General features: G+C 44.2%; 20 protein-coding genes. 3 read left to right on the top strand and 17 right to left on the bottom strand.

The features are described from left to right. Window positions 1–364: 364 nt before the first annotated feature. From NST38_RS23335 to NST38_RS23360, 7 genes are all read right to left on the bottom strand, one after another. On the bottom strand, window positions 365–592 hold the full coding sequence (locus tag NST38_RS23335; RefSeq protein ID WP_179087916.1) for a hypothetical protein: 228 nt from the start codon (window positions 590–592) through the stop codon (window positions 365–367). Further along, window positions 585–944, bottom strand: a complete 360-nt coding sequence (locus NST38_RS31685; protein WP_370511439.1) for a recombinase family protein — start codon at window positions 942–944, stop codon at window positions 585–587. Before NST38_RS31685 ends, NST38_RS23335 begins: the two co-directional genes overlap by 8 nt. 154 nt (window positions 945–1,098) lie before the next feature. Continuing rightward, on the bottom strand, window positions 1,099–1,479 hold the full coding sequence (locus tag NST38_RS23340; protein ID WP_218640798.1) for a hypothetical protein: 381 nt from the start codon (window positions 1,477–1,479) through the stop codon (window positions 1,099–1,101). Window positions 1,480–1,663: 184 nt separating this feature from the next. Continuing rightward, window positions 1,664–2,629: a caspase family protein gene (locus NST38_RS23345; RefSeq protein WP_076252902.1), complete on the bottom strand. Its 966-nt coding sequence runs from the start codon at window positions 2,627–2,629 to the stop codon at window positions 1,664–1,666. 9 nt (window positions 2,630–2,638) lie between these two features. Continuing rightward, window positions 2,639–3,016 carry a TIR domain-containing protein gene (locus NST38_RS23350; protein ID WP_076252903.1) on the bottom strand — a complete coding sequence of 126 codons (378 nt, stop codon included), beginning with the start codon at window positions 3,014–3,016 and terminating at the stop codon, window positions 2,639–2,641. Window positions 3,017–3,039: 23 nt separating this feature from the next. Continuing rightward, window positions 3,040–3,816, bottom strand: coding sequence for a hypothetical protein (locus NST38_RS23355; protein WP_076252904.1), 777 nt, complete (start codon window positions 3,814–3,816; stop codon window positions 3,040–3,042). Between the two features lie 424 nt (window positions 3,817–4,240). Continuing rightward, a complete protein-coding gene (locus NST38_RS23360; protein WP_076252905.1) occupies window positions 4,241–5,521 on the bottom strand; it encodes a transcriptional regulator in 1,281 nt (426 codons plus the stop codon). Window positions 5,522–5,724: 203 nt separating this feature from the next. Here NST38_RS23360 and fabV point away from each other — a divergent pair, with 203 nt between their 5' ends. Continuing rightward, entirely contained in the window at window positions 5,725–6,918 is a 1,194-nt protein-coding gene (gene fabV, locus NST38_RS23365; RefSeq protein WP_036617082.1) for an enoyl-ACP reductase FabV, read from the top strand. A gap of 206 nt (window positions 6,919–7,124) precedes the next feature. Here fabV and NST38_RS23370 read toward each other — a convergent pair whose 3' ends face one another. The 3 genes from NST38_RS23370 to NST38_RS23380 form a co-directional block, all read right to left on the bottom strand. After that, a complete protein-coding gene (locus NST38_RS23370) occupies window positions 7,125–8,345 on the bottom strand; it encodes a DNA glycosylase AlkZ-like family protein (protein WP_179087917.1) in 1,221 nt (406 codons plus the stop codon). Between the two features lie 67 nt (window positions 8,346–8,412). After that, window positions 8,413–8,640: a hypothetical protein gene (locus NST38_RS23375; RefSeq protein ID WP_101314540.1), complete on the bottom strand. Its 228-nt coding sequence runs from the start codon at window positions 8,638–8,640 to the stop codon at window positions 8,413–8,415. 120 nt (window positions 8,641–8,760) lie between these two features. Beyond that, on the bottom strand, window positions 8,761–9,357 hold the full coding sequence (locus NST38_RS23380; RefSeq protein ID WP_076252908.1) for a restriction endonuclease: 597 nt from the start codon (window positions 9,355–9,357) through the stop codon (window positions 8,761–8,763). Window positions 9,358–9,628: 271 nt separating this feature from the next. On the opposite strand from NST38_RS23380, the gene NST38_RS23385 reads away from it, so the two are divergent. Beyond that, window positions 9,629–10,891 (top strand): hypothetical protein, encoded by a 1,263-nt coding sequence (locus NST38_RS23385; protein ID WP_341344089.1) that lies wholly within the window; start codon window positions 9,629–9,631, stop codon window positions 10,889–10,891. A gap of 78 nt (window positions 10,892–10,969) precedes the next feature. Here the strand turns inward: NST38_RS23385 and msrA are convergent, their stop codons facing one another. The 6 genes from msrA to NST38_RS23415 form a co-directional block, all read right to left on the bottom strand. Next, complete coding sequence (gene msrA / locus NST38_RS23390) at window positions 10,970–11,485, bottom strand: peptide-methionine (S)-S-oxide reductase MsrA (RefSeq protein ID WP_076252910.1); 516 nt, start codon at window positions 11,483–11,485, stop codon at window positions 10,970–10,972. A gap of 178 nt (window positions 11,486–11,663) precedes the next feature. Continuing rightward, the gene (locus NST38_RS23395; protein ID WP_017686880.1) at window positions 11,664–11,921 is read right to left on the bottom strand and encodes a GlsB/YeaQ/YmgE family stress response membrane protein; all 258 of its coding nucleotides are present in this window, start codon (window positions 11,919–11,921) and stop codon (window positions 11,664–11,666) included. Between the two features lie 309 nt (window positions 11,922–12,230). Further along, window positions 12,231–13,535, bottom strand: coding sequence for an ATP-binding protein (locus NST38_RS23400; protein ID WP_076252911.1), 1,305 nt, complete (start codon window positions 13,533–13,535; stop codon window positions 12,231–12,233). Further along, the gene (locus NST38_RS23405; protein ID WP_076252912.1) at window positions 13,535–14,998 is read right to left on the bottom strand and encodes an RtcB family protein; all 1,464 of its coding nucleotides are present in this window, start codon (window positions 14,996–14,998) and stop codon (window positions 13,535–13,537) included. The genes NST38_RS23400 and NST38_RS23405 overlap by 1 nt, the downstream gene beginning before the upstream one ends. Before the next feature lie 502 nt (window positions 14,999–15,500). Beyond that, a complete protein-coding gene (locus NST38_RS23410; protein ID WP_036617064.1) occupies window positions 15,501–16,319 on the bottom strand; it encodes a TerC family protein in 819 nt (272 codons plus the stop codon). Between the two features lie 277 nt (window positions 16,320–16,596). Continuing rightward, a complete protein-coding gene (locus NST38_RS23415) occupies window positions 16,597–16,908 on the bottom strand; it encodes a DUF3817 domain-containing protein (RefSeq protein WP_036617062.1) in 312 nt (103 codons plus the stop codon). A 215-nt stretch (window positions 16,909–17,123) separates the two neighbouring features. On the opposite strand from NST38_RS23415, the gene NST38_RS23420 reads away from it, so the two are divergent. Further along, a complete protein-coding gene (locus tag NST38_RS23420) occupies window positions 17,124–18,227 on the top strand; it encodes a glycosyltransferase family 4 protein (RefSeq protein ID WP_076252913.1) in 1,104 nt (367 codons plus the stop codon). 20 nt (window positions 18,228–18,247) lie between these two features. Here the strand turns inward: NST38_RS23420 and NST38_RS23425 are convergent, their stop codons facing one another. After that, the gene (locus NST38_RS23425) at window positions 18,248–18,610 is read right to left on the bottom strand and encodes an HIRAN domain-containing protein (protein WP_076252914.1); all 363 of its coding nucleotides are present in this window, start codon (window positions 18,608–18,610) and stop codon (window positions 18,248–18,250) included. Window positions 18,611–18,622 lie beyond the last annotated feature (12 nt).

The raw sequence follows: 18,622 nt of genomic DNA on the forward strand, positions 1-18,622 counted from the left end.
TCAGATCAAACATAAAAAGTACCAACCTCCCCTCTGTAGACACCCCATGTTTGTTGAATTAATGTGTCCTGTTATCTTAATGACTTGTGATACGATATCCTTGTTGGATGTTTCGGCAACAATAAGATTTAACCACTATCGCTTAGCTAAACCTTTCCTAAGGGATCCATATGTACATCACTTCATAATAATTTCTAATATTGTGTAAATGTACTTTTAGCTGTTTTTCCAATAATATTTGTGCCGATTCCGTCTACCGCTCCTCCGATTAAACCGCCTACCACTGGAAAATATTCGCCTAAATTTATAACTAATTTTCCTAAAATTAGTAAATAATCTAGCTCCTTCTTTTTTGTTTATACCCTTAATCTACTTCGTTTGGAATCTTTTTAATCGCTTGCCTTGCTAATATATTTCCTGTTTTTATACCAGCCTGCTTCAAAATATCTGTAGCGATTTGTCCTGTAAGGCACACAAAAACCAACGTTTTAACTTCATCTTCTTTCATCTTAAATCGCTCCATTATCTCATCAACAAGTCCAACATCAGCCAGTATTGTACGAATCCATTGCAATACCTGCTCCTCAACCAACTCTTTTTTTGATCAGGTTAGTCTTACATTCCGTTATACCACAGGAGTGATAGGTCTGGCACATATAGTACAAGTGATAGCCTGAACCATCCCTCTTTTCCGACTTAATCATAACCGTGCCAGCACCATACATTGGAAAACGTAACAGTCCTGTCAAAATGAATTCGCCTTTCAAGTTACTATAGCTGGTGTGGTTTTCACTTTTAACTTTATTAACGGCTTGAACTGTATTCCACAGTTCCTCATGGATAATAGCATCATGTGCATTAGGAAACACAGTTGGTTCAGACTTTCCAGACCGCCGCTTACTACTCCAATCCCTCATTCCCCCCAGCTCATATCGCCCGAATATTTTTCATTTTAAAAAATGGTTTTTACAGCATTCAAGCTGAAACTACCGCCAATACTTATTCAGATCTCCAAACGGCCTGCCCCCGTCCCTTTATTGAACGAAAAAACTCAAGCGAAGGGAGCGCTTGAGCTTCTTGAAATAACGAAGATAAAGTTTAATATAATTGTGGCGGGAATCCTTTAACTCTGTTTACTTTTACTACATCGGCTTCCCATTGAGCTATAGTTTGTTTCCAGTCACCTAGTGAAAGATAAAGTTGAACAGGTATCGATGAGTCGAATTCTGGCAGATATAACCCTACTACTCCTTTTTGCAAAACACCTTCAGCAATGACACCCTTCTCTAGTAAAGATAAGATTGGCAATCCTAACTGATAAGCCATAGCCGTTTCAATTTGACAGTATGGGCTTGTGAACCATTTATCTGATACTTCCCTCGCTTCAACTGACTCCATATCAGCCTCAAACTTAGAAATACCATTATTTACATATAGACGTCTGAAGGCAACCGTAATAAAGCCATCCGACTCTAGCATTAGTCTTCTAATTGCAGCCAGTGGATTATTGTTGTCATAGTCAGTTACCCCCAGAGTACGCGGAGTTATATCCTTGTTTCTAAGATTTTCTATGAAATCATCAATAAACTTTTGTTGCTCCTGCCTATGTGGTTGCGGGTAACTAAGGAATATTGAAATCAGGAATCATTCACCTCATATAAAATCAAATTCTTTTATCCTTCACTAATCGCCAGTAATGATATCCCAACGCGGTCAATTTACACGACTTTGAATTCATTGCAGCAAAATACATATGATCTTCACCATTCGGTACTACTAAGCCAACGCTTTGTAACTTCTGCAGATCCTTAAATTTCAAAACATTTTCCGCTTTAGCAAAGGGTTCAATTACCTCATGCTCTATCTCAGTAGTATTTGTTACTTCAAACGAAGGATCTAACTTAAACTCCTGTTGCGCTGAAGGAAAATATGTAACCAAGCTTCTTAAGATTTCTATAGGAACTTGAGGCACAACAGTCCTTAGTGAAGTGAATCGAGTAATATTAGTTTTAAACACTGGCCGTTGATCCCAAGGCCCTAATGCCTGATCGATATAAGCATATATACTACCTGGGGTTATATGACCTCTTAAGTCTGACGCACCACCTTGCATGGCATTCAAGAGTAAATTGGTGAAAACCCCGTGACCGTTAATCTCCAGAGAAGGTTCATTATCTTTACTTGCAGTAAGGATGGAAACACCTTCTACTATTTGAGTAGCACTTCCTGCAATTTTTGGAGAACCAAAAGCCCCTGAATGGCAACAATCTAAAATTATAATTCTATTTTTCGCTTTGGATTCATTGGCTATATTTAGTATTTCGTCCATTGAGACTCCAACATCATATTTGCTATAATCCGGTGTCACTAAATAACCACCAACTTCATCTATATGACCATGTCCGGAAAAATATAATAATGCAGTGTCACTTTCGCCTTTAAATAACTCAATTATCAATCCTTTAAGCTCAGATTTAGTCTGCACGTCTGTAACAAGTCTCGTATCAAAGTTGGGAGAACCATCTCCATTCACTTCAATTACACTTTTAAAAGCGGAAGCATCATTAATACATCCATGTAGTGGAGAAGAAGGGTAGTTATTGATTCCAACTATCAATGCTTTTCTCATTTTATCCTCCTATAATGAAGAAATCCAATTTGAAATATTGTTCCAAGTCCAATTAGCCACCTTTACACCATTCAGTTCAGATGGAAGTGTAGCTGGGTGATCTTGATTTCCCCAAATAGCCATAACTGGAATCCCTTCCTCTTTTGCACACTTGATTTCCCAAAGTTGCCCATCCGCATTCTTAGTGTTTTTCGTAACAATTACAAGCACGCCATCGCATCCCTTAATTTTTGTTCTACATTGAGTTTTCCACGCAGAATCCCAGGGCTGTTTGACGGACATATCTACGAACTCGAATGGTGAATTCTCATTTTTAGCCTGACCAACCAGAAAGTCACGTAGCGTTTTATCCTCAATTGCAAAACTAGTAAACACTCTTTTTGCCATTATACTATACCCCTTTTCAATAGTTATCTTATAATTGCTAATGTTTTAGCCGCTTCAGTCAACATGTATAATGTATCCATTGGATGTTGTGTATCTTTTACTAATAGGTGTTTTTCTTCCCAGTTATCAAGATCAAACTGTGTAAGTGCAATAAGATGTTTCATATCAAGCTCGTACTTAACACTTAAATCCTGAGAGTTCTCAAATAATCCCTTTTTTATGATGCTGGGCTGCCTAGAGGGCTTCTTCTTCTCTAACAACTTTGTAATGCCAATCTCATAATAAATCCAAGGAGATTTCGTCTTATTTACAACTTCAAAAGATTGGATTGAGTTCGGTGTGTTGAGAATAAATACACATTCTGTCCTGTCCATTAATTTTGTTAGAGCGGTTGAAAGCATCATATGAACATGACTAGTTGATTGATTTCTTTTTTTATAATTATACGTGGAAGACTTGGGTTGCCAGCAGAATTCATTATCAATTTTCTCTAGCAACTCATCTGCATATCCCCAAACACAAGAATCAATAAATGTGCTTAAATTAAAAGTTTCCTTTATCCAACCAGCAAGCGCAATAGCATTTGCTTCATCCGCGTGCGAATGCGAGAGAAATATATCAGCATTTATTTGTGGGAACCATGTCTCTTGCATCTTTGAGCCATCAAGACTACCATCTTCAAGCACAAACTTATCCAGCTCTTCTTGGATCACTTTCTTGTTTCCACTGAAAAGCTGATTACCCTTATCATAAAAGTCCTGGAATTTAGGGTCCATTTTAAGATTATAACCAGTGTACATTCTCTCTCACCTCCCTTATGGAATCTAGTGCCTTAAAACTAAGACTAGTTCTTTAGTATCACTTACACTAAGAATAGACTAACATCCATCATTTGTAAATAAAAAAGTAGCATTAAAGGAAAATCTTTACTACTACTTTTGCGTATGTGAATATATTTATTTATAGACATATGCGCCTATTGGCAGTTTTAACATTGAAGCCTCTACATTCAATTCAACTTTCTGCTTTACCTCTATTTGTGATACGGTGCAGCGCGAATGAGCTTAAACTAATCTACAGTTAACTAAATGAAAGAAAGCCGACTAATTAGCCGGGTTGTATACTTGAATTATCGTTCTGGGATCTATAGGTCACTCACGACACACTTATGGGTAAATAATTTTTCCAGTTATGGGTTAAGGCTCTTCCAAGCCGATTCTCACTCTATTTTTTGCGTAACAGATAGACCAGCTTCCGATAATACATCGCCGCTTCTTTGTATTTCCGCTGATCCTCGGACACTACAGCCATTCCCTCATATAACGGTTCAAGCCGCATGACATGCTGCGCGGATTCAAAATAAGGCAGACACGCAAGCGCCCGCTCCATGAAAACTTCGCGATCTCCATGTGCAAGAGCCAGATGGCTCTGGTAGAAGGTTGCGCTCATCTGCTGGTCCTGTGTTGTTGCACATTTTAAGAGTTGATCTACACTCTGCGCGAGCACGCCCCAGTTCTTCCGTGCCAGAGCTACTTCGCATCGATACACACTGACGAGCGGCTGCATTGCGAGCTGTGTTTCTTCCGTTTCCTGCTGCAATAGCGATTCAAATCGTTCAATCTCCGCCTGTGCCTGATCCAGTTCACCTGTCATCGTTAACATGACAATCCGATTGTTGGCAATCGCCGTCACCAGATCTCCCTGGTTGCCAGCATACACGAGGTTTGCCTCCGCCATGGTTAATGCCGAGAGTGCCTCCTGAACCAGCCCCATCGCGAAGCAATAGCCACTATATGCCACATATAACCCGGACAACCGATGGAACATTCGCTGATCATAGACATGACGCATTGTAAGCTCGAATACCTGTTTTGCCTCTTCATACTGTTTGACCTGGATGTAGGCTTCCATCTTGATATTTTGCACAGACAGCCAGAATTCACTGCCAGGAAGCGCCAGCTCACTGAGCCTGGTTGCATGAGTTAGTACATCCACAAAAGCCATTTTGGAGCGATAATATTGTATTTTATAGAATAAAAGTGCCTTGACTAACGGACGCGGCAGATCAATATCGTCTGGACGACCGTATTTCTCCAGGTAAAAATTGAGGTAGGACGTATGTATATACTCATGAGCCGTTGCATCGTTTAATTGCTGATAATAAACCGCCTTCATCAAGGCCGTTGTCAGCTCAACGGTCAGCGTGTCATCCCGATCTGCCAGTGCATGCACCGTATCTTCGGATATCGCCGACGCTGGAACAGACATTTGTTCGAAAATAACCTCTGCCCGTTCGAGTGTTTCCTCGTCCTGAGCCGCAGCCTTTAGAATATAGGAAGGGGATACCCCAAGACGCCCGGCGATGGCTTCTGCCAAGTCCTCAGGGAGCGGATAACGATCCGCCAGGATATTGGCAAAGTGGGCCTGCGTGACCAGACCCTCCACAAGGTCTTTACGGGAGATTTGTTTTCTTTTGCTTAGCAGTTCAATGCGTTCCTTCAGCATGGTATCCCTGTCCTTTCTATCCTAACAAGCGAGTACATTCTATTCACATCATCGCAAAATTAGAGATATAACGCCACCCTTCCGGCGAAATCAAACGAAACGGTTTCCGTTTCCGAGGTAATTGTTTTACAATAAGAAAGTATGTGTAAGAGCATTTTATCGAAATGCTGAAACATGAGCTGAATATGAAAGGATGCAAATAAATGATTATTAAACCAAGAACACGTGGTTTTATTTGTACCACTTCCCATCCTGTAGGTTGCGCTGCGCAAGTGCAGGAACAGATTGATTATGTGAAATCCCAGCCTGAGCTGAAAGGACCGCGTAATGTGCTCGTGATCGGTGCTTCCACTGGATACGGTCTGGCGTCACGCGTTGTTTCTGCCTTTGGAGCTGGAGCGAATACAGTCGGCATTTATCGTCCAAGCAGTTCCACAGAGAAACGTACGGCTTCTGCAGGCTGGTACAATTCCGCTGCATTCGAAAAAGCCGCGGAGGAAGCAGGCCTGAAATCGTACAGCGTTACAGGTGATGCATTTGCAAACGAAACACGAGACAAAGCCGTTGAACTGATTCGCAGTGAACTCGGTCAAGTCGATCTGGTCGTATATAGCGTCGCCTCGGCACGCCGTACCGATCCGAACACGGGTGAAGTATTTAACTCTGTGCTGAAGCCAATCGGACAATCCTACACGAACAAAACGGTGAACTTCCACACAGGCGAAATTAGCTCCGTTACCCTTGAACCGGCAAACGAAGAGGAAATTCGTCAGACGGTAACTGTTATGGGCGGAGACGATTGGGAACTATGGATGGATGCCCTGCAACAAGGCGGCGTGCTTGCCGATGATGCAACAACCATCGCTTTCTCTTATATCGGTCCTGAACTTACGCATGCCATTTATCGTGATGGTTCCATCGGTCAAGCCAAGAATCATCTGGAAGCGACTGCACACAAGCTGAATGATCGCCTAAGTGCCAAAGGTGGACGTGCGTACTTAACTGTAGCCAAGGCGCTGGTGACTCAATCCAGTTCTGCGATTCCAGTCGTGCCGCTGTACATCTCAGCATTGTACAAAGTCATGAAAGAAAAAGGCTTGCATGAAGGATGCATCGAGCAATTGCAACGTCTGTTCGCTGATCGCTTGTATGCGGGAGGAGAAGTTCCAACCGATGCCGAAGGCCGTATTCGCATTGACGATTGGGAGATGAGAGCTGACGTTCAGGAAGAAGTGGCGAAGCTCTGGAATGAGTTGACCACAGAGAACATCTACGATCTGTCCGATCTGGAAGGTTACCGTCGCGAATTCTTCCAGCTGTTTGGTTTTGAAACCGATGGTGTGGATTATGAAGCAGATGTTGATCCCAACGTTGAAATGCCTCATCTGGTGAACTAAAGAAGTTTTGGCGTGGACGTGAGCTTAGGTTTTTTGTTTTCGTTAGCACTTCTGATGTAATACTAGAGATGTGATATTAAAATCAAATGAAGAAGGAGGGGCCCTCTGGCTCCTCCTTCTTTGTCCTTTTTAGATCCTACCCCTCCTTAACAATTCCATTTTCCCGTGTCCATACACTCTTTCGTATATCCCCTAATCAAATCGGTTTAAGCAGCTTTTTCAGCTCTTTTGGTACCGTCTTCTCGATAGTAATGGAACGTGCTCCATGCATGGACGCAAAGAATTGAAGCCCCCCCCCAAAAATCCGTAATCCATTCTTCCACAGGTGGAGCAGTCTCCTCCATCGATAACAAACGAACGGTAAGTACTCCAGTTTTGCGATCAAGTCGTGGGTCCATACGTCCAATCAACCGATCACCATGAAGAATAGGCATGGCATAATAACCGTAGGTTCTTTTCACCTCTGGCGTATAAATCTCCCATTTATAATGAAAATCAAATAAATCAACAATACGTTCTCTTCTCCATAACAGGTTGTCCAGCGGCGGCAGGAAACGTACCGGGCCAGACGGATCATAGTGTGGCTCTTCCCTTTCCATATGCAGCAGCAAATCCTCATCTTCAGCACGAATATAATAAGGCGTAGCCACGTCCTCCACCTTAAGTGGGATCATTCGCCCATCTGACACACGGGCAGCAATATCGGCGCGTCGTTCAGCCGCTGTAGATTTTAGCCAACCCAGACGGGGATCACGGGCATCTACGACACGATACGCATGAATGTATTTATCCAGCAGAGCCTGTCTCTGGGCCAACACATCGATGTCATCTTTCATCGTAAGTCCCTGTTGCTGCAACTCAGATTCGGTAATATGAAAATAACGTTCATTCCCCTGCCTCGCCACCACACGAATCACAGCGGAGTCCAACAGTAGATTCAGAGCAAGTGTGGTATCCTTTGTCTTTGGCACATCTGCACTGTCCCAATAACCACTTACCCTTTCAACAGCACGAAAAGCTCTTGAAGGCAAAGGTCCCTCTTCCTTCAAACGCTGTAACACATGCTGCACTGTTTTCTCCAGACCTTGCAAGGACGGAGCCAGACGCTCCCTTAATCGGGCACGCACAGGTTCAAAGAGAGCATAATCCTCGATTGGAATGACACAAGCAGCATTTGCAAAATATTCAAACACCTTGTGATCACTCAGCAGTGTATTTAAGCTGTCAGCAGTATAACCAGGGTCACGAGCACCTAGCACCAAATGCTGGTTTCCAGTTACAGCAGCCACAGGATCAATCTGCACGCAACCAAGGGAGCGAATCAAACTCAAAACTTGGCTGGGTCCCGAAGGTAAGGAAACTGCGGGCCAACGTCCCAGTAAAGCTTGCGTTTGCAGCAAAAAACGCCGAACGATTTTTTTATTCATGTGCAGCGCTGTTGTCATATGTATAGGTTCTTCCCTTCATTTAGTGTACAAAATTCTATCGTCTTACTTATCCAGCAACCGGCGCCTCATAGAAAAAATAAAAAGAAGCACCACCATCCTGGATGATCTGCTTCTTGTGTTTGACCTTTTGCAATTTTTCCTGCTTCGTAGGCATGAGCCGTACATGCTGGGATAACGCACCATAATCTCCGTTAACTCTTCGGCTCTGTTCCGAGCACCATTGACCTGACCGCTCTGCTTTACGTAATGCTTTTTGTGTTTGTGTACGTGCCATAATGGATCACACACTCCTTTGGTTGATATACACTCAATATATCATGTGCAGCTACGCAAGTGAAGGTGCTTCCTACTGGAATGGGCATATACATCATTATAAAGGCTTCCACCTAAGTACTTAGCGGGATTGCCGCTTTCGCCGGGACTGCCACGTCTCAATTGGTTCATGATCATCTTCTTCGATCAGTTCCAGTGCTTCTTTCACTCTTCTGGCTTTGAATAACAGAATTAATTCCATCAGGTCTTCCCGGTCCAGCAGCTTCACTCCATTAACCGCTGCAAGCGTCCGACAGGCTTCGGTGTAACGGGCGGACGTTAATACAATCGACCGGTCGGCTTCATAATAACGCATCGATGTATATATCTCCTGCACAGCACTCAACCCTACGGGATGGTTCGCACCATATCGCTTCGCTTGTATCACACTTCGTCTGCCGAGTCTATCAACAAACACCAGATCTGCCCCAAAATCCCGGCTGCTCGTTGTCTTATGCACCTCATCGTACCCGAGCTCTTCGAATAAATGATAGAGATATAATTCAAATTCCGAACCATCCTCCATCTTGTCGATGTCCTTTATTGTGATCTTACGAGGATTGGCTTCACTTCGGATCCGCTGCCCGCGCCCGATAACACGCCGAATAATCCAGGCCAGCAGCAACAATATGATGATACATCCAATGACCCAAAGGGTCACATTTTCACTCCAGTTCATAGCTATTCTCCTTGTTTCATTTCCTATGTTCTATCCAACGTCTTACGCAGATATGGCTTGTCACCGCACTAAATATATCAGACTTCCACCTTCATCGAAAGAAGATGAATTCCCTGTAACCCTTATACTTCCCCAAACATAGTCATTTCGACAAACCACTGATAAAAGGTTACAGTGCGTTCGGTTGAATTGAGCTTGACTTTAATGGTAAAATTCAACAATCGGTTCTATTTTGAACCGAAGAAGAAAGGTGGTTTATCACTTGCATACATTGACCAAACACAAGTCCAAAACATGGGCTGCCCTCATTCTCAGCGGCATGCTCCTCTTCACCATGAATACAACAGGTTACGCCGCTGCTTCAACCGAATCCATGCCCAAACCGGCGTGGACGTCATCGTCCCTGATGTTATCTGAGGCTAATACAGAGAAAGATGTCCTGATCAAGGGAATTCATGCCGTGCCATCCAAAAACCTTGTATATGTACATGCCTCCCAGCCCGTGACCAAAACAAGCAGCAAAACAACACTCGACTGGCAACTGGACTCTCTCCAAGCATTCGATGCGACAACTGGACAATTGAAGTGGAATACGATATTCCATGAGAAAAGTGGTCCTTATACCACCTACTCCGATTCGGTATATGCCAGCAACGGTACAGCTTATGTGTATATGGAATATTCGGACAAAACCAAAAAATTGTACTCATTCAATACATCCGGTAAAACCAACTGGGTCAAAACGGTGAATTCACCTGCAAGCATATCCCTATTGGATAACGATACGCTGATGGTTGCTTCAAGTCAGGGCGTACAATCGAATGGTTCGGTTCGCTCCGCCATCTCGTTATATGACAAAAAGGGCAAGCTGATTACCGAAAAGACCATCAACGGTAACGTGCTTAAAGCTGATCATGGTCGAATTGTAGTGGATGCCAGTAAACAAACGAAGGTAGGAAACTTCTGGCAGCAAGCAGCTAATCCCAAAGTAGAGATCTATGATCGTACGTTGAATCGTCTGTCCTTCTACCAATTCCCTGCCAATGCAAATACATTAGGAGATGGCGGCGGTGAATCGCTGGCCATTCTCGACGATGGTTCCATCATTATGCGCGCCAATTTTGAGAACACCGGTAACAGACTGATGGGCTTTGGCATCGATGGCAAGCTTGCTTGGGGACGTGCCATTGCTGGTGATGCCTACATTCAGACGGCTGGCAACGGTTATACAGTCTTTACAGGGCAGAAGCTGGAACTGTACACGATGAAAGGCAAAGTGACTGAGCGTACATTCAAGGACGCACAGCCTGCACTTATGCGTGTTGACCAGACACAGGATGGTCAGTATCAGCTTGATTTTGCCAAAACAGGATACATTCTTGATCCTCAGACGCTGGAAGACGTGCATATCTACACGACCAGTGCCTCGGTTCCTTCATTAGAAGGTGTTTCAACTTATGTGGATGATGTCATCTATTCCATGAACAATGAGACATTGTCCAAATATGTACTGAAGTCCAATTCTGCAAAATAAATACTCGATCTAATAATAAGCCGGGAGAGTTCCATAAGGAGCTCTCCCGGCTTATTGCATTGGCAGGATTGAATCATCCTATTTCCAATTCTCGTCTATAAATTCGTCCCGTCCGGATAACGCACGGTCTTCCTTATAATGTTTTTCGTTTTTCTTGTGGTAATCCTGATGATAGTCTTCAGCCGGATAGAATATAGCTGCATCCCGAATTTCCGTAACAATGGGTTGAGTGAATCGTCCGCTGGCTGCCAGTTCCTGTTTGGACTGTTCAGCAAGCTCACGTTGACGTTCATTATGCACGAAGATCGCCGTACGATACTGTGCCCCCCGATCCTGGAACTGACCTCCGTCATCCGTCGGATCAATCTGCGGCCAGTATAGCTCCAGCAGTCGTTCATAAGGGAATACATCTGGATCAAATGTAATTTCAACCACTTCGACATGACCGGTCTCCCCGGTTTTGACCTGCTCATATGTTGGATTCTCGACGTGACCGCCGGCATAACCCGATATAATGCCATGAATGCCCGGTTGTTCTTCAAACGGTGTAACCATACACCAGAAACATCCGCCGGCGAATGTAGCTTTTTCCATTCCGTTCATCCCCTCTTATCTAAACTAGCTATAGAATACTGATGCTAAGTTACGCATACATTCTTATATTTTAAAACAACAAGAGGTTGATTGAAAGCCATGGTTATGGCTCTCAATCAACCTCTTCATTGGTAAAACATTTGGCTGACAACTAATTCAAGAAATTATCTTGATTAAGTTACCCGCGACTACGTCCCATCGAACGGAAGATCAAGCTTACGATGGCTACAAGAACGATCGCACCGATCAATGCAGGCACAATGTAGAATCCGCCCATCTCAGGACCCATATCGCCCAAGATTACTCCACCTAACCATCCACCGATAAAACCAGCAATGATGTTACCAATAACACCACCTGGAATGTCACGACCAACGATCAAACCTGCCAACCATCCAATGATACCACCGATAATTAATGACCATAACCAACCCATATCATTCACCTCTAATTAAAGTTTTTGTTGTTGTCTGTCTACTATTAACCGCTACAGAAGCATTTAAACAATTGGCATAAAAATTTTTGCATATTACCTTTTGTCCCCATGCATCTCTCTCTGCAAAACAAGCCTTAGTCAGGTATGGAAACAGATCGCGTTACTTTCCGGCATCTCACCAGCTCAGGGCTGCGTTATGTACCTCCCGAAAGTCATTGTATGTTAGAGCAGACAAGGTTAGTATCACCAAATGAGATAGGATTATTTATAAAATTGCGTCATATTATAGGATGGATGGGTTAGGTCTGATCAATAAAAGCCTGCACGGCCCTTACCTGGCTGCGCCAGCCAAGTATGTTTATGGCTCTTATCCAGCTCGCCACGCATCGACTGAATGACTTTCACAATGTCTGTCTGTCCATTCTGATGCCATTCCAGCGCAGCGCTCACATACAACTCACCTAGCTGTGCAAGAGAAAACGTGTCGGTCAGGCGAGCAGCTTCAATTGTTCCTTCTTCACCCGCAAATACGGTGAAGCCTCGTTGGCGCAAGTATTGCAGACGCAGCGCTTCATCTGGCAACGGAATTTCGTAAGCCCGGTCGAACCGTCCAGCACGGTTCATGAGGCCAGGATCTATTTTCTCCGGATAATTCGTTGTCCCGATCAGGAAAATGCCTTCTTTTGACGTAGCTCCATCCAGTGTATTCAGGAAAAAGGAACGGACTTCATCCGGCATCGAATCGATGTCCTCAATGATCAGTACCATCGGTGCCAACCGCTTGGCAGCCTCGAACACTTCACGCACCGATTCACTGTTGGTATACTCCGTAATCTGCCAATACGCAGCCGGTCCCGGAATACTTCCCGCAATGGATTTCACCAACGTGGTCTTGCCATTCCCCGGATGCCCATACAATAGAATGCCCCGTTTGTACGGGATATCATAATCTCTGTAAAAAGAACGATCCGCTTCGAAGAACTGATCCAGCGAGCGGAAAATATCCTGCTTGATGTGCGCCGAGAGAACAACATCCTCTCGTCCCACGGAGCGAGTGATGGATTCGACGTGACGATCGCTGCCATTGCGGGCATCGGTGTAGACTGTTACTTTTTTCATATTTTGCTGACGTTCCCGTTCCCGGACACTTCCCAGAAATTGCTTCATCTCCTCATCACCGATGGCAAAGACAAAGTCTTCACTGTAGATCCCGTTCTCTCGGAAAAACGGAACCCGCACAAGTGCTACGCCCCATTTCGGATAAGCAAATACGTTGTTGCGAATGGAGTAATGCACACCATAAGTGGGTACATCTCCATCATCGTCGTAATGCAACGTCTGAAGTTCCAGATCCTCGAATATGCGGGCTACCAGTTCCACTTCGTCACTGCCATTTTGCAAGTCTTCCCGGAGTAACTCCCAGTATTCATTGTTCGGGTCAGAACTGGCATAAAGCTTGTACTCAACCCCATAGCGCTGATGGAGCGCCTCACTGATTCCACGAATCAGCCTTGAATAGATGGCGTACCCTTCCACTCGAATTCGGGTATCATGTTGTTCGTCATAGGTATAGATCGCCTGGGTTGGATCTGTTTGTTTTTCGTTTATTGTCATTATTTCGCTCCCTTTACCGCTACAAGCGGTTTGCATTTGGCTACAACTTGAGCCAGGCCTGCGCCGGTAACACTGTCTATAATTTCATCTACATTTTTATAAGCCTGAGGTGATTCATCAATAATGGATTCAAGTGAGCGTTGATTTACCACGATCTCATCTTCTGTACCCACACCCAGTGCCGTAGCAAAATCCTCCATGCTAATCAATCGTTTTGTTGCCGTCCGTGAACGGATTCGACCCGCACCGTGACATATTGAATAATAATTATCAGCACCCTGTGGCTGACCTACCATGATATATGAAGCAGTTCCCATGGAACCGGGAATAAGCGCCGGATGCCCTGTTGCCAGATAGGGCTTTGGATTGTCCGGATGACCTGCCGGCAACGCACGTGTCGCCCCTTTGCGATGTACAAAAACGGAACCTTGATCTGCGTGAGATTCCTCCCAGGCATAGTTGTGCATCAGATCGTATAACGTACGAAATTCACATTTGGAGCCAAACACATCCCGGAATGCTTCGCGAATAGCATACGCAATCAGGTGCCGATTGACAACAGCGTAATTCAACGCAGAATACATCATATTCACATAATGACGACCTTCCGCATGCTCAAGTGGAGCAAATACCAGTCTGGGATCGGATGTACCCAGGTTAAGCCGCTGCATGACTTTGGCAATCGCTGTCGAACTCGTCTGACTTACATAACCACCCCATGCACGAGAGCCGGAATGAATCATGACCACGACCTGTCCATCATACAAACCCCAAGCTTCAGCGATTTCACGATTCTCTTCAGCGATCTCAATCGCCTGGATCTCGGCAAAATGATTTCCCCCACCCAGTGTTCCAAGCTGACGATGTGAACGATGCCATGTCATATCAGGAACGTGGTTTAACACATCCTCATCGTAACTGAACTTGCTGCTTTCCACATGTGTCATCGCGGTTGATTTTTTCGGTGTATAGCTGTCTGGAATATACTTTTTGGGTAAACCATGCAGTCCTTTACGAACAATATGCTCCAGTCTGATATCCGAGTAATGACCTCGCTGGTTCGCCTCCATCGGCAATACTTTCTCAATGGCCTTGACGAGTTTGCGGCGGAGCTTGATGTCTTTCAATTCGTCCTTGTGCAAGTTTGTCATATGCACTCGCATGCCACAGCCGATGTCACTGCCCACGATGGAGGGAGAAACATATCCGCTCTGCGCATCCCACACGGCTGTCGTCCCAATGCACGTACCTACACCGACGTGTACGTCTGGCGTGTAACTCATATAAGAGATTCCCGGAATCTGCAGATTATTGTTTGCCATCTCAAACACCTTGTAATCAAGCGAGGAGAAGAGTTGTTGCGCCGCATATACGGTTAGGTCACCTGCAGGCAATTTTACTTCATGCCGGTAGGCACCTGTTAATTCGTTTGGATTGGTAAATAAATTAAATTCTGTATTCATAAAAGTGTATTATTCCTTCCTGTACGTTCAGCAAATTCGGTTTGCTGATTCAACTGTAAAATAAAACTAAAAAAAGCCATAGGCTAGTCGCCCATGACTTCTACTGAATGACAATAACGGAGAACAGAACAGCATAAACATGCTGTGTGTCTGTCATCCATCGCTATAATATAAGCGAAGAACGCATATCGATTATAAAACCTGCTAAACGATATGCCTATCCCCTATGTCGACCGTATGAGGCCAATGAAACGATGAGCCGGATATGCTATTATGTCTACGTTGCGCCCTGTTTGAATCAAATCATAACCAAGCATCATGTCTCTCGGCCTCCCCTCGTTAATGTTAGTCTTATATTAAGGGGACTAGAATTCATGTGTCAACCCTTTTCTTGGAAATTGGATCATGGTGTAGATTGCATATGTAAACAAAAACAGGAGATTGTCCTAGGACAATCTCCTGTTTCCCAAATAATAATGATGTTGTTAGCGTAACATGATTATTACAGTCCTGCTTGTTTTTCCAACTCTTCAACCGGATTTTCGTCTTCTTTTTCAGGAACTTTGGAAGACAGGAACCAACCACATACCGCAATGGTGATCAGTACAATATAGAATCCGAATTTCCAAATTTTATTTTCCGGGAAATGCTCATCCAGAACACCCAATGAAGGGTGTGCGAGTGTAATAACCGCCAGCTTAACCCCTACCCAACCTACGATTACAAAGGCCGCAACTTCAAGTCCTGGACGGGAATGAAGCAATTTTACAAAGTATGAGGCTGCAAAACGCATGATCACAAGCCCGATGAATCCACCGAGGAAGATAACGATAAACTGTCCACCGTCGAGTCCGCCAATTGGAGGCAATCCACTTGGTGGCAACGCCACAGCCAAAGCAACAGCAGCCAGAATGGAATCAACTGCAAATGCGATATCCGCTACTTCGACCTTGAAAACGGTCATCCAGAAACCGGATTGTTTTTTCGGTTTCTTCGGCGTTGAATCAGCTGCTTCATCTGTCTTATTGCGACTACCCAGTATCTTTTTAACGATATGGTTAATCGAAATATACAGGAGATACAGGGCACCGATCGCTTGTACTTGCCATACATCGACGAGGAAAGAAATCAGGAACAACGAACCTAAACGGAAAACAAATGCACCCATGAGACCATAGAACAACGCTTTTTTGCGCTTATCTTCAGGCAAGTGTTTAACCATGATTGCGAGTACCAATGCATTATCTGCTGCGAGTAATCCTTCAAGGACCACTAAGACAGCAAGCACCCACCCATATTCTAATAATAATGAAACATCCAAAATTGACTCCTCCTTAATATTCTTATGATGTACAAAAAAAAGGACCTTTACCATCACTGGTAAGGTCCTTTTATATCCACAAAAAGAGACCTTTACCGAGCATGAAAACTTGGTAAAGGTCTCGCTAACAACAAAATTGCTGCCAATAAAGCCGGGGATATAATCCCGAACTGACGACTTTACTGTAAAAGCTACTCCCCTTTAACAGGAATATGTAGTTTTAGTTGGAACGGGTTGTTTAACCTGTACTCATCATATTTCATAACGTTAAATAAAGTCAAGCTTTATTTAGTTGACGATACAGCTTACGGAATACGACAACATCATAGATCATATTCCCCAGTGGAATGAAAGAAACAAAGAACAGAGCAATTGGACGGCGAAGACGCCATTTCTGTGAGGTGTACATAGTCACCATAAATAACAAATACATTAAAAACAAAAAACCGTACAGATTCCCAAACCATGTGACAGCCTGCGGCATAACCCCGGCATCTCTCAACGGAAAAGCAACAAACAGTAACAACACGTACGAAATGCCCTGCAACCACAACATCAGCCGGAAGCGCCCCAGCGTAGAATGTAACATTATTTTCCTCCTGCTTTTATACATGTAACGAATTCAATTGTTCCCGTAAAGTATATCACAAAAGCTGAATATCTCGCTTGATGCCAAGCAGCAGATTATTCCTGCACGCTTATATGGGTGGTTCATCTACCATTTCGCAGGAGCCAAATGCTTCAACTTCTCATAAGATATATGACGAAGATTGTTACAGATGTCGGACAAGGAGGAGCCGGATCATGAAAATAGCTATGGTTGCACCCGAGAAATTGCCTTTACCCGGTAATGGTTCCGTGGAAATCTGTATCCTGGGCATCGCTCGTGAACTAGCCCATCGCCATCAGGTAACCATTATAAGTCGTCAAATGCAAGGTCTCGCCACCACAGAACAGATCGATGGGATCACCATTCAACGTGTCCCTGCGTCGAGTCCTGTCATGTACACCAAAGCAGTCATACGTTTGTTATCCCAACAACCCTACGATGTAATTCAAGTGGATAACAGGCCACGAAGTATGGCTACCATCAAACGAGCTTTTCCACGCACTCCCGTTGTACTCTATCTTCACTCGTTAACATTTGCTCAGCCCGGGCCTTCCAAACTCACATTAATGAAAAAAGCTGATTGGATTGCCGTCAACAGTCATTCCCTGCGACAAAGGTTAGGCCGCAGATTTCCGTTGGTAAAACACCGGATGAGTGTTGTTCCATTAGGTGCAGATCTAAGCCGCTTCAGACCTGTTGAATCCAGCGAAGAACAGATTCATCTGCGTACACAATTTGGAGTAACTAAACCATTCTCTATTCTGTATGTCGGCAGGCTGATCCCTGGAAAAGGTGTAGACGTATTAATTCGTGCGACTGCCCTCCTTCAGCAACAGGTATCTGTTCAACTGGTTGTTGCAGGCAAAGGACCTCCGTATTACATGCGTAAACTTCGCGAACTTGCCCAAAAACATAAGGTCCATGTTTCCTTCCGTGGTCAGATAAACCATGAGCATATCGATCAGTTGTATCGGGCAGTCGATTGTCTGGTCTGTCCGTCTCAAGAACATGAAGCTTTTGGCCTGGTTAATGTTGAGGCGATGGCTTCAGGATTACCCGTTATTGCTTCGGATAACGGAGGTATTCGCGAGATTATTGAATCAGGTATCAATGGATACCTTGTCACTGCTTATAAGCGTCCTCAACGTTTCACCTCTTACCTGTACAAACTTGCAAGCAATCCCACTTTTGCCGAGAAGTTAGGAAAGGCTGGCCGAGACAGCGCAAGGGCATATTTCAGTTGGGCAAGAACAGCCATGCATCTGGAAGCGACCTATACCAGGCTCATCCGTAAATGAGCCTTCTTTTGTTACGATGATCAAGCTTTTTCACGAAATTGCCATCCCTTAATCAAAGAATCCATCTGTGGAACAGGAATGTGACTCATCTCGATTAACTCCATAATCACCATATCTCTCATCATGAATCGTACTTTGGCACACGTTAGTTGATGAAATACATCGTAGAATGCCGTCCCGGCCCAACATCCATGAGGTACGACCAGCGGATCATTAACGATATAACCTACGGCTCCAATCGGGGGAATAACAACCTTAATTGCTTGATAATCCAAACGATTATCTGGATCTTTGACGAGATACACGGTATCCCCCACATGTAAAGCCTGTACTCCATGGTAGTGATCCATTCCATACATAGCTGCGAATAATTTGGTGCTCATATTACCTGCTCC

It is taken from the genome of Paenibacillus sp. FSL H8-0104, assembly GCF_038050215.1.
GTDB lineage: Bacteria > Bacillota > Bacilli > Paenibacillales > Paenibacillaceae > Paenibacillus > Paenibacillus amylolyticus.

What these genes read in the sequence shown, in the direction of transcription:
- NST38_RS23345 (WP_076252902.1), bottom strand. Translation starts at nt 2,629, where the DNA reads ATGAGAAAAGCATTGATAGTTGGAATCAATAACTACCCTTCTTCTCCA.
- fabV (WP_036617082.1), top strand. Translation starts at nt 5,725, where the DNA reads ATGATTATTAAACCAAGAACACGTGGTTTTATTTGTACCACTTCCCAT.
- NST38_RS23340 (WP_218640798.1), bottom strand. Translation starts at nt 1,479, where the DNA reads ATGCTAGAGTCGGATGGCTTTATTACGGTTGCCTTCAGACGTCTATAT.
- NST38_RS23400 (WP_076252911.1), bottom strand. Translation starts at nt 13,535, where the DNA reads ATGACAATAAACGAAAAACAAACAGATCCAACCCAGGCGATCTATACC.
- NST38_RS23375 (WP_101314540.1), bottom strand. Translation starts at nt 8,640, where the DNA reads ATGGCACGTACACAAACACAAAAAGCATTACGTAAAGCAGAGCGGTCA.
- NST38_RS23425 (WP_076252914.1), bottom strand. Translation starts at nt 18,610, where the DNA reads ATGAGCACCAAATTATTCGCAGCTATGTATGGAATGGATCACTACCAT.
- NST38_RS23380 (WP_076252908.1), bottom strand. Translation starts at nt 9,357, where the DNA reads ATGAACTGGAGTGAAAATGTGACCCTTTGGGTCATTGGATGTATCATC.
- NST38_RS23350 (WP_076252903.1), bottom strand. Translation starts at nt 3,016, where the DNA reads ATGGCAAAAAGAGTGTTTACTAGTTTTGCAATTGAGGATAAAACGCTA.
- NST38_RS23360 (WP_076252905.1), bottom strand. Translation starts at nt 5,521, where the DNA reads ATGCTGAAGGAACGCATTGAACTGCTAAGCAAAAGAAAACAAATCTCC.
- NST38_RS23405 (WP_076252912.1), bottom strand. Translation starts at nt 14,998, where the DNA reads ATGAATACAGAATTTAATTTATTTACCAATCCAAACGAATTAACAGGT.
- NST38_RS23420 (WP_076252913.1), top strand. Translation starts at nt 17,124, where the DNA reads ATGAAAATAGCTATGGTTGCACCCGAGAAATTGCCTTTACCCGGTAAT.
- msrA (WP_076252910.1), bottom strand. Translation starts at nt 11,485, where the DNA reads ATGGAAAAAGCTACATTCGCCGGCGGATGTTTCTGGTGTATGGTTACA.
- NST38_RS23355 (WP_076252904.1), bottom strand. Translation starts at nt 3,816, where the DNA reads ATGTACACTGGTTATAATCTTAAAATGGACCCTAAATTCCAGGACTTT.
- NST38_RS23395 (WP_017686880.1), bottom strand. Translation starts at nt 11,921, where the DNA reads ATGGGTTGGTTATGGTCATTAATTATCGGTGGTATCATTGGATGGTTG.
- NST38_RS23370 (WP_179087917.1), bottom strand. Translation starts at nt 8,345, where the DNA reads ATGAATAAAAAAATCGTTCGGCGTTTTTTGCTGCAAACGCAAGCTTTA.
- NST38_RS23415 (WP_036617062.1), bottom strand. Translation starts at nt 16,908, where the DNA reads ATGTTACATTCTACGCTGGGGCGCTTCCGGCTGATGTTGTGGTTGCAG.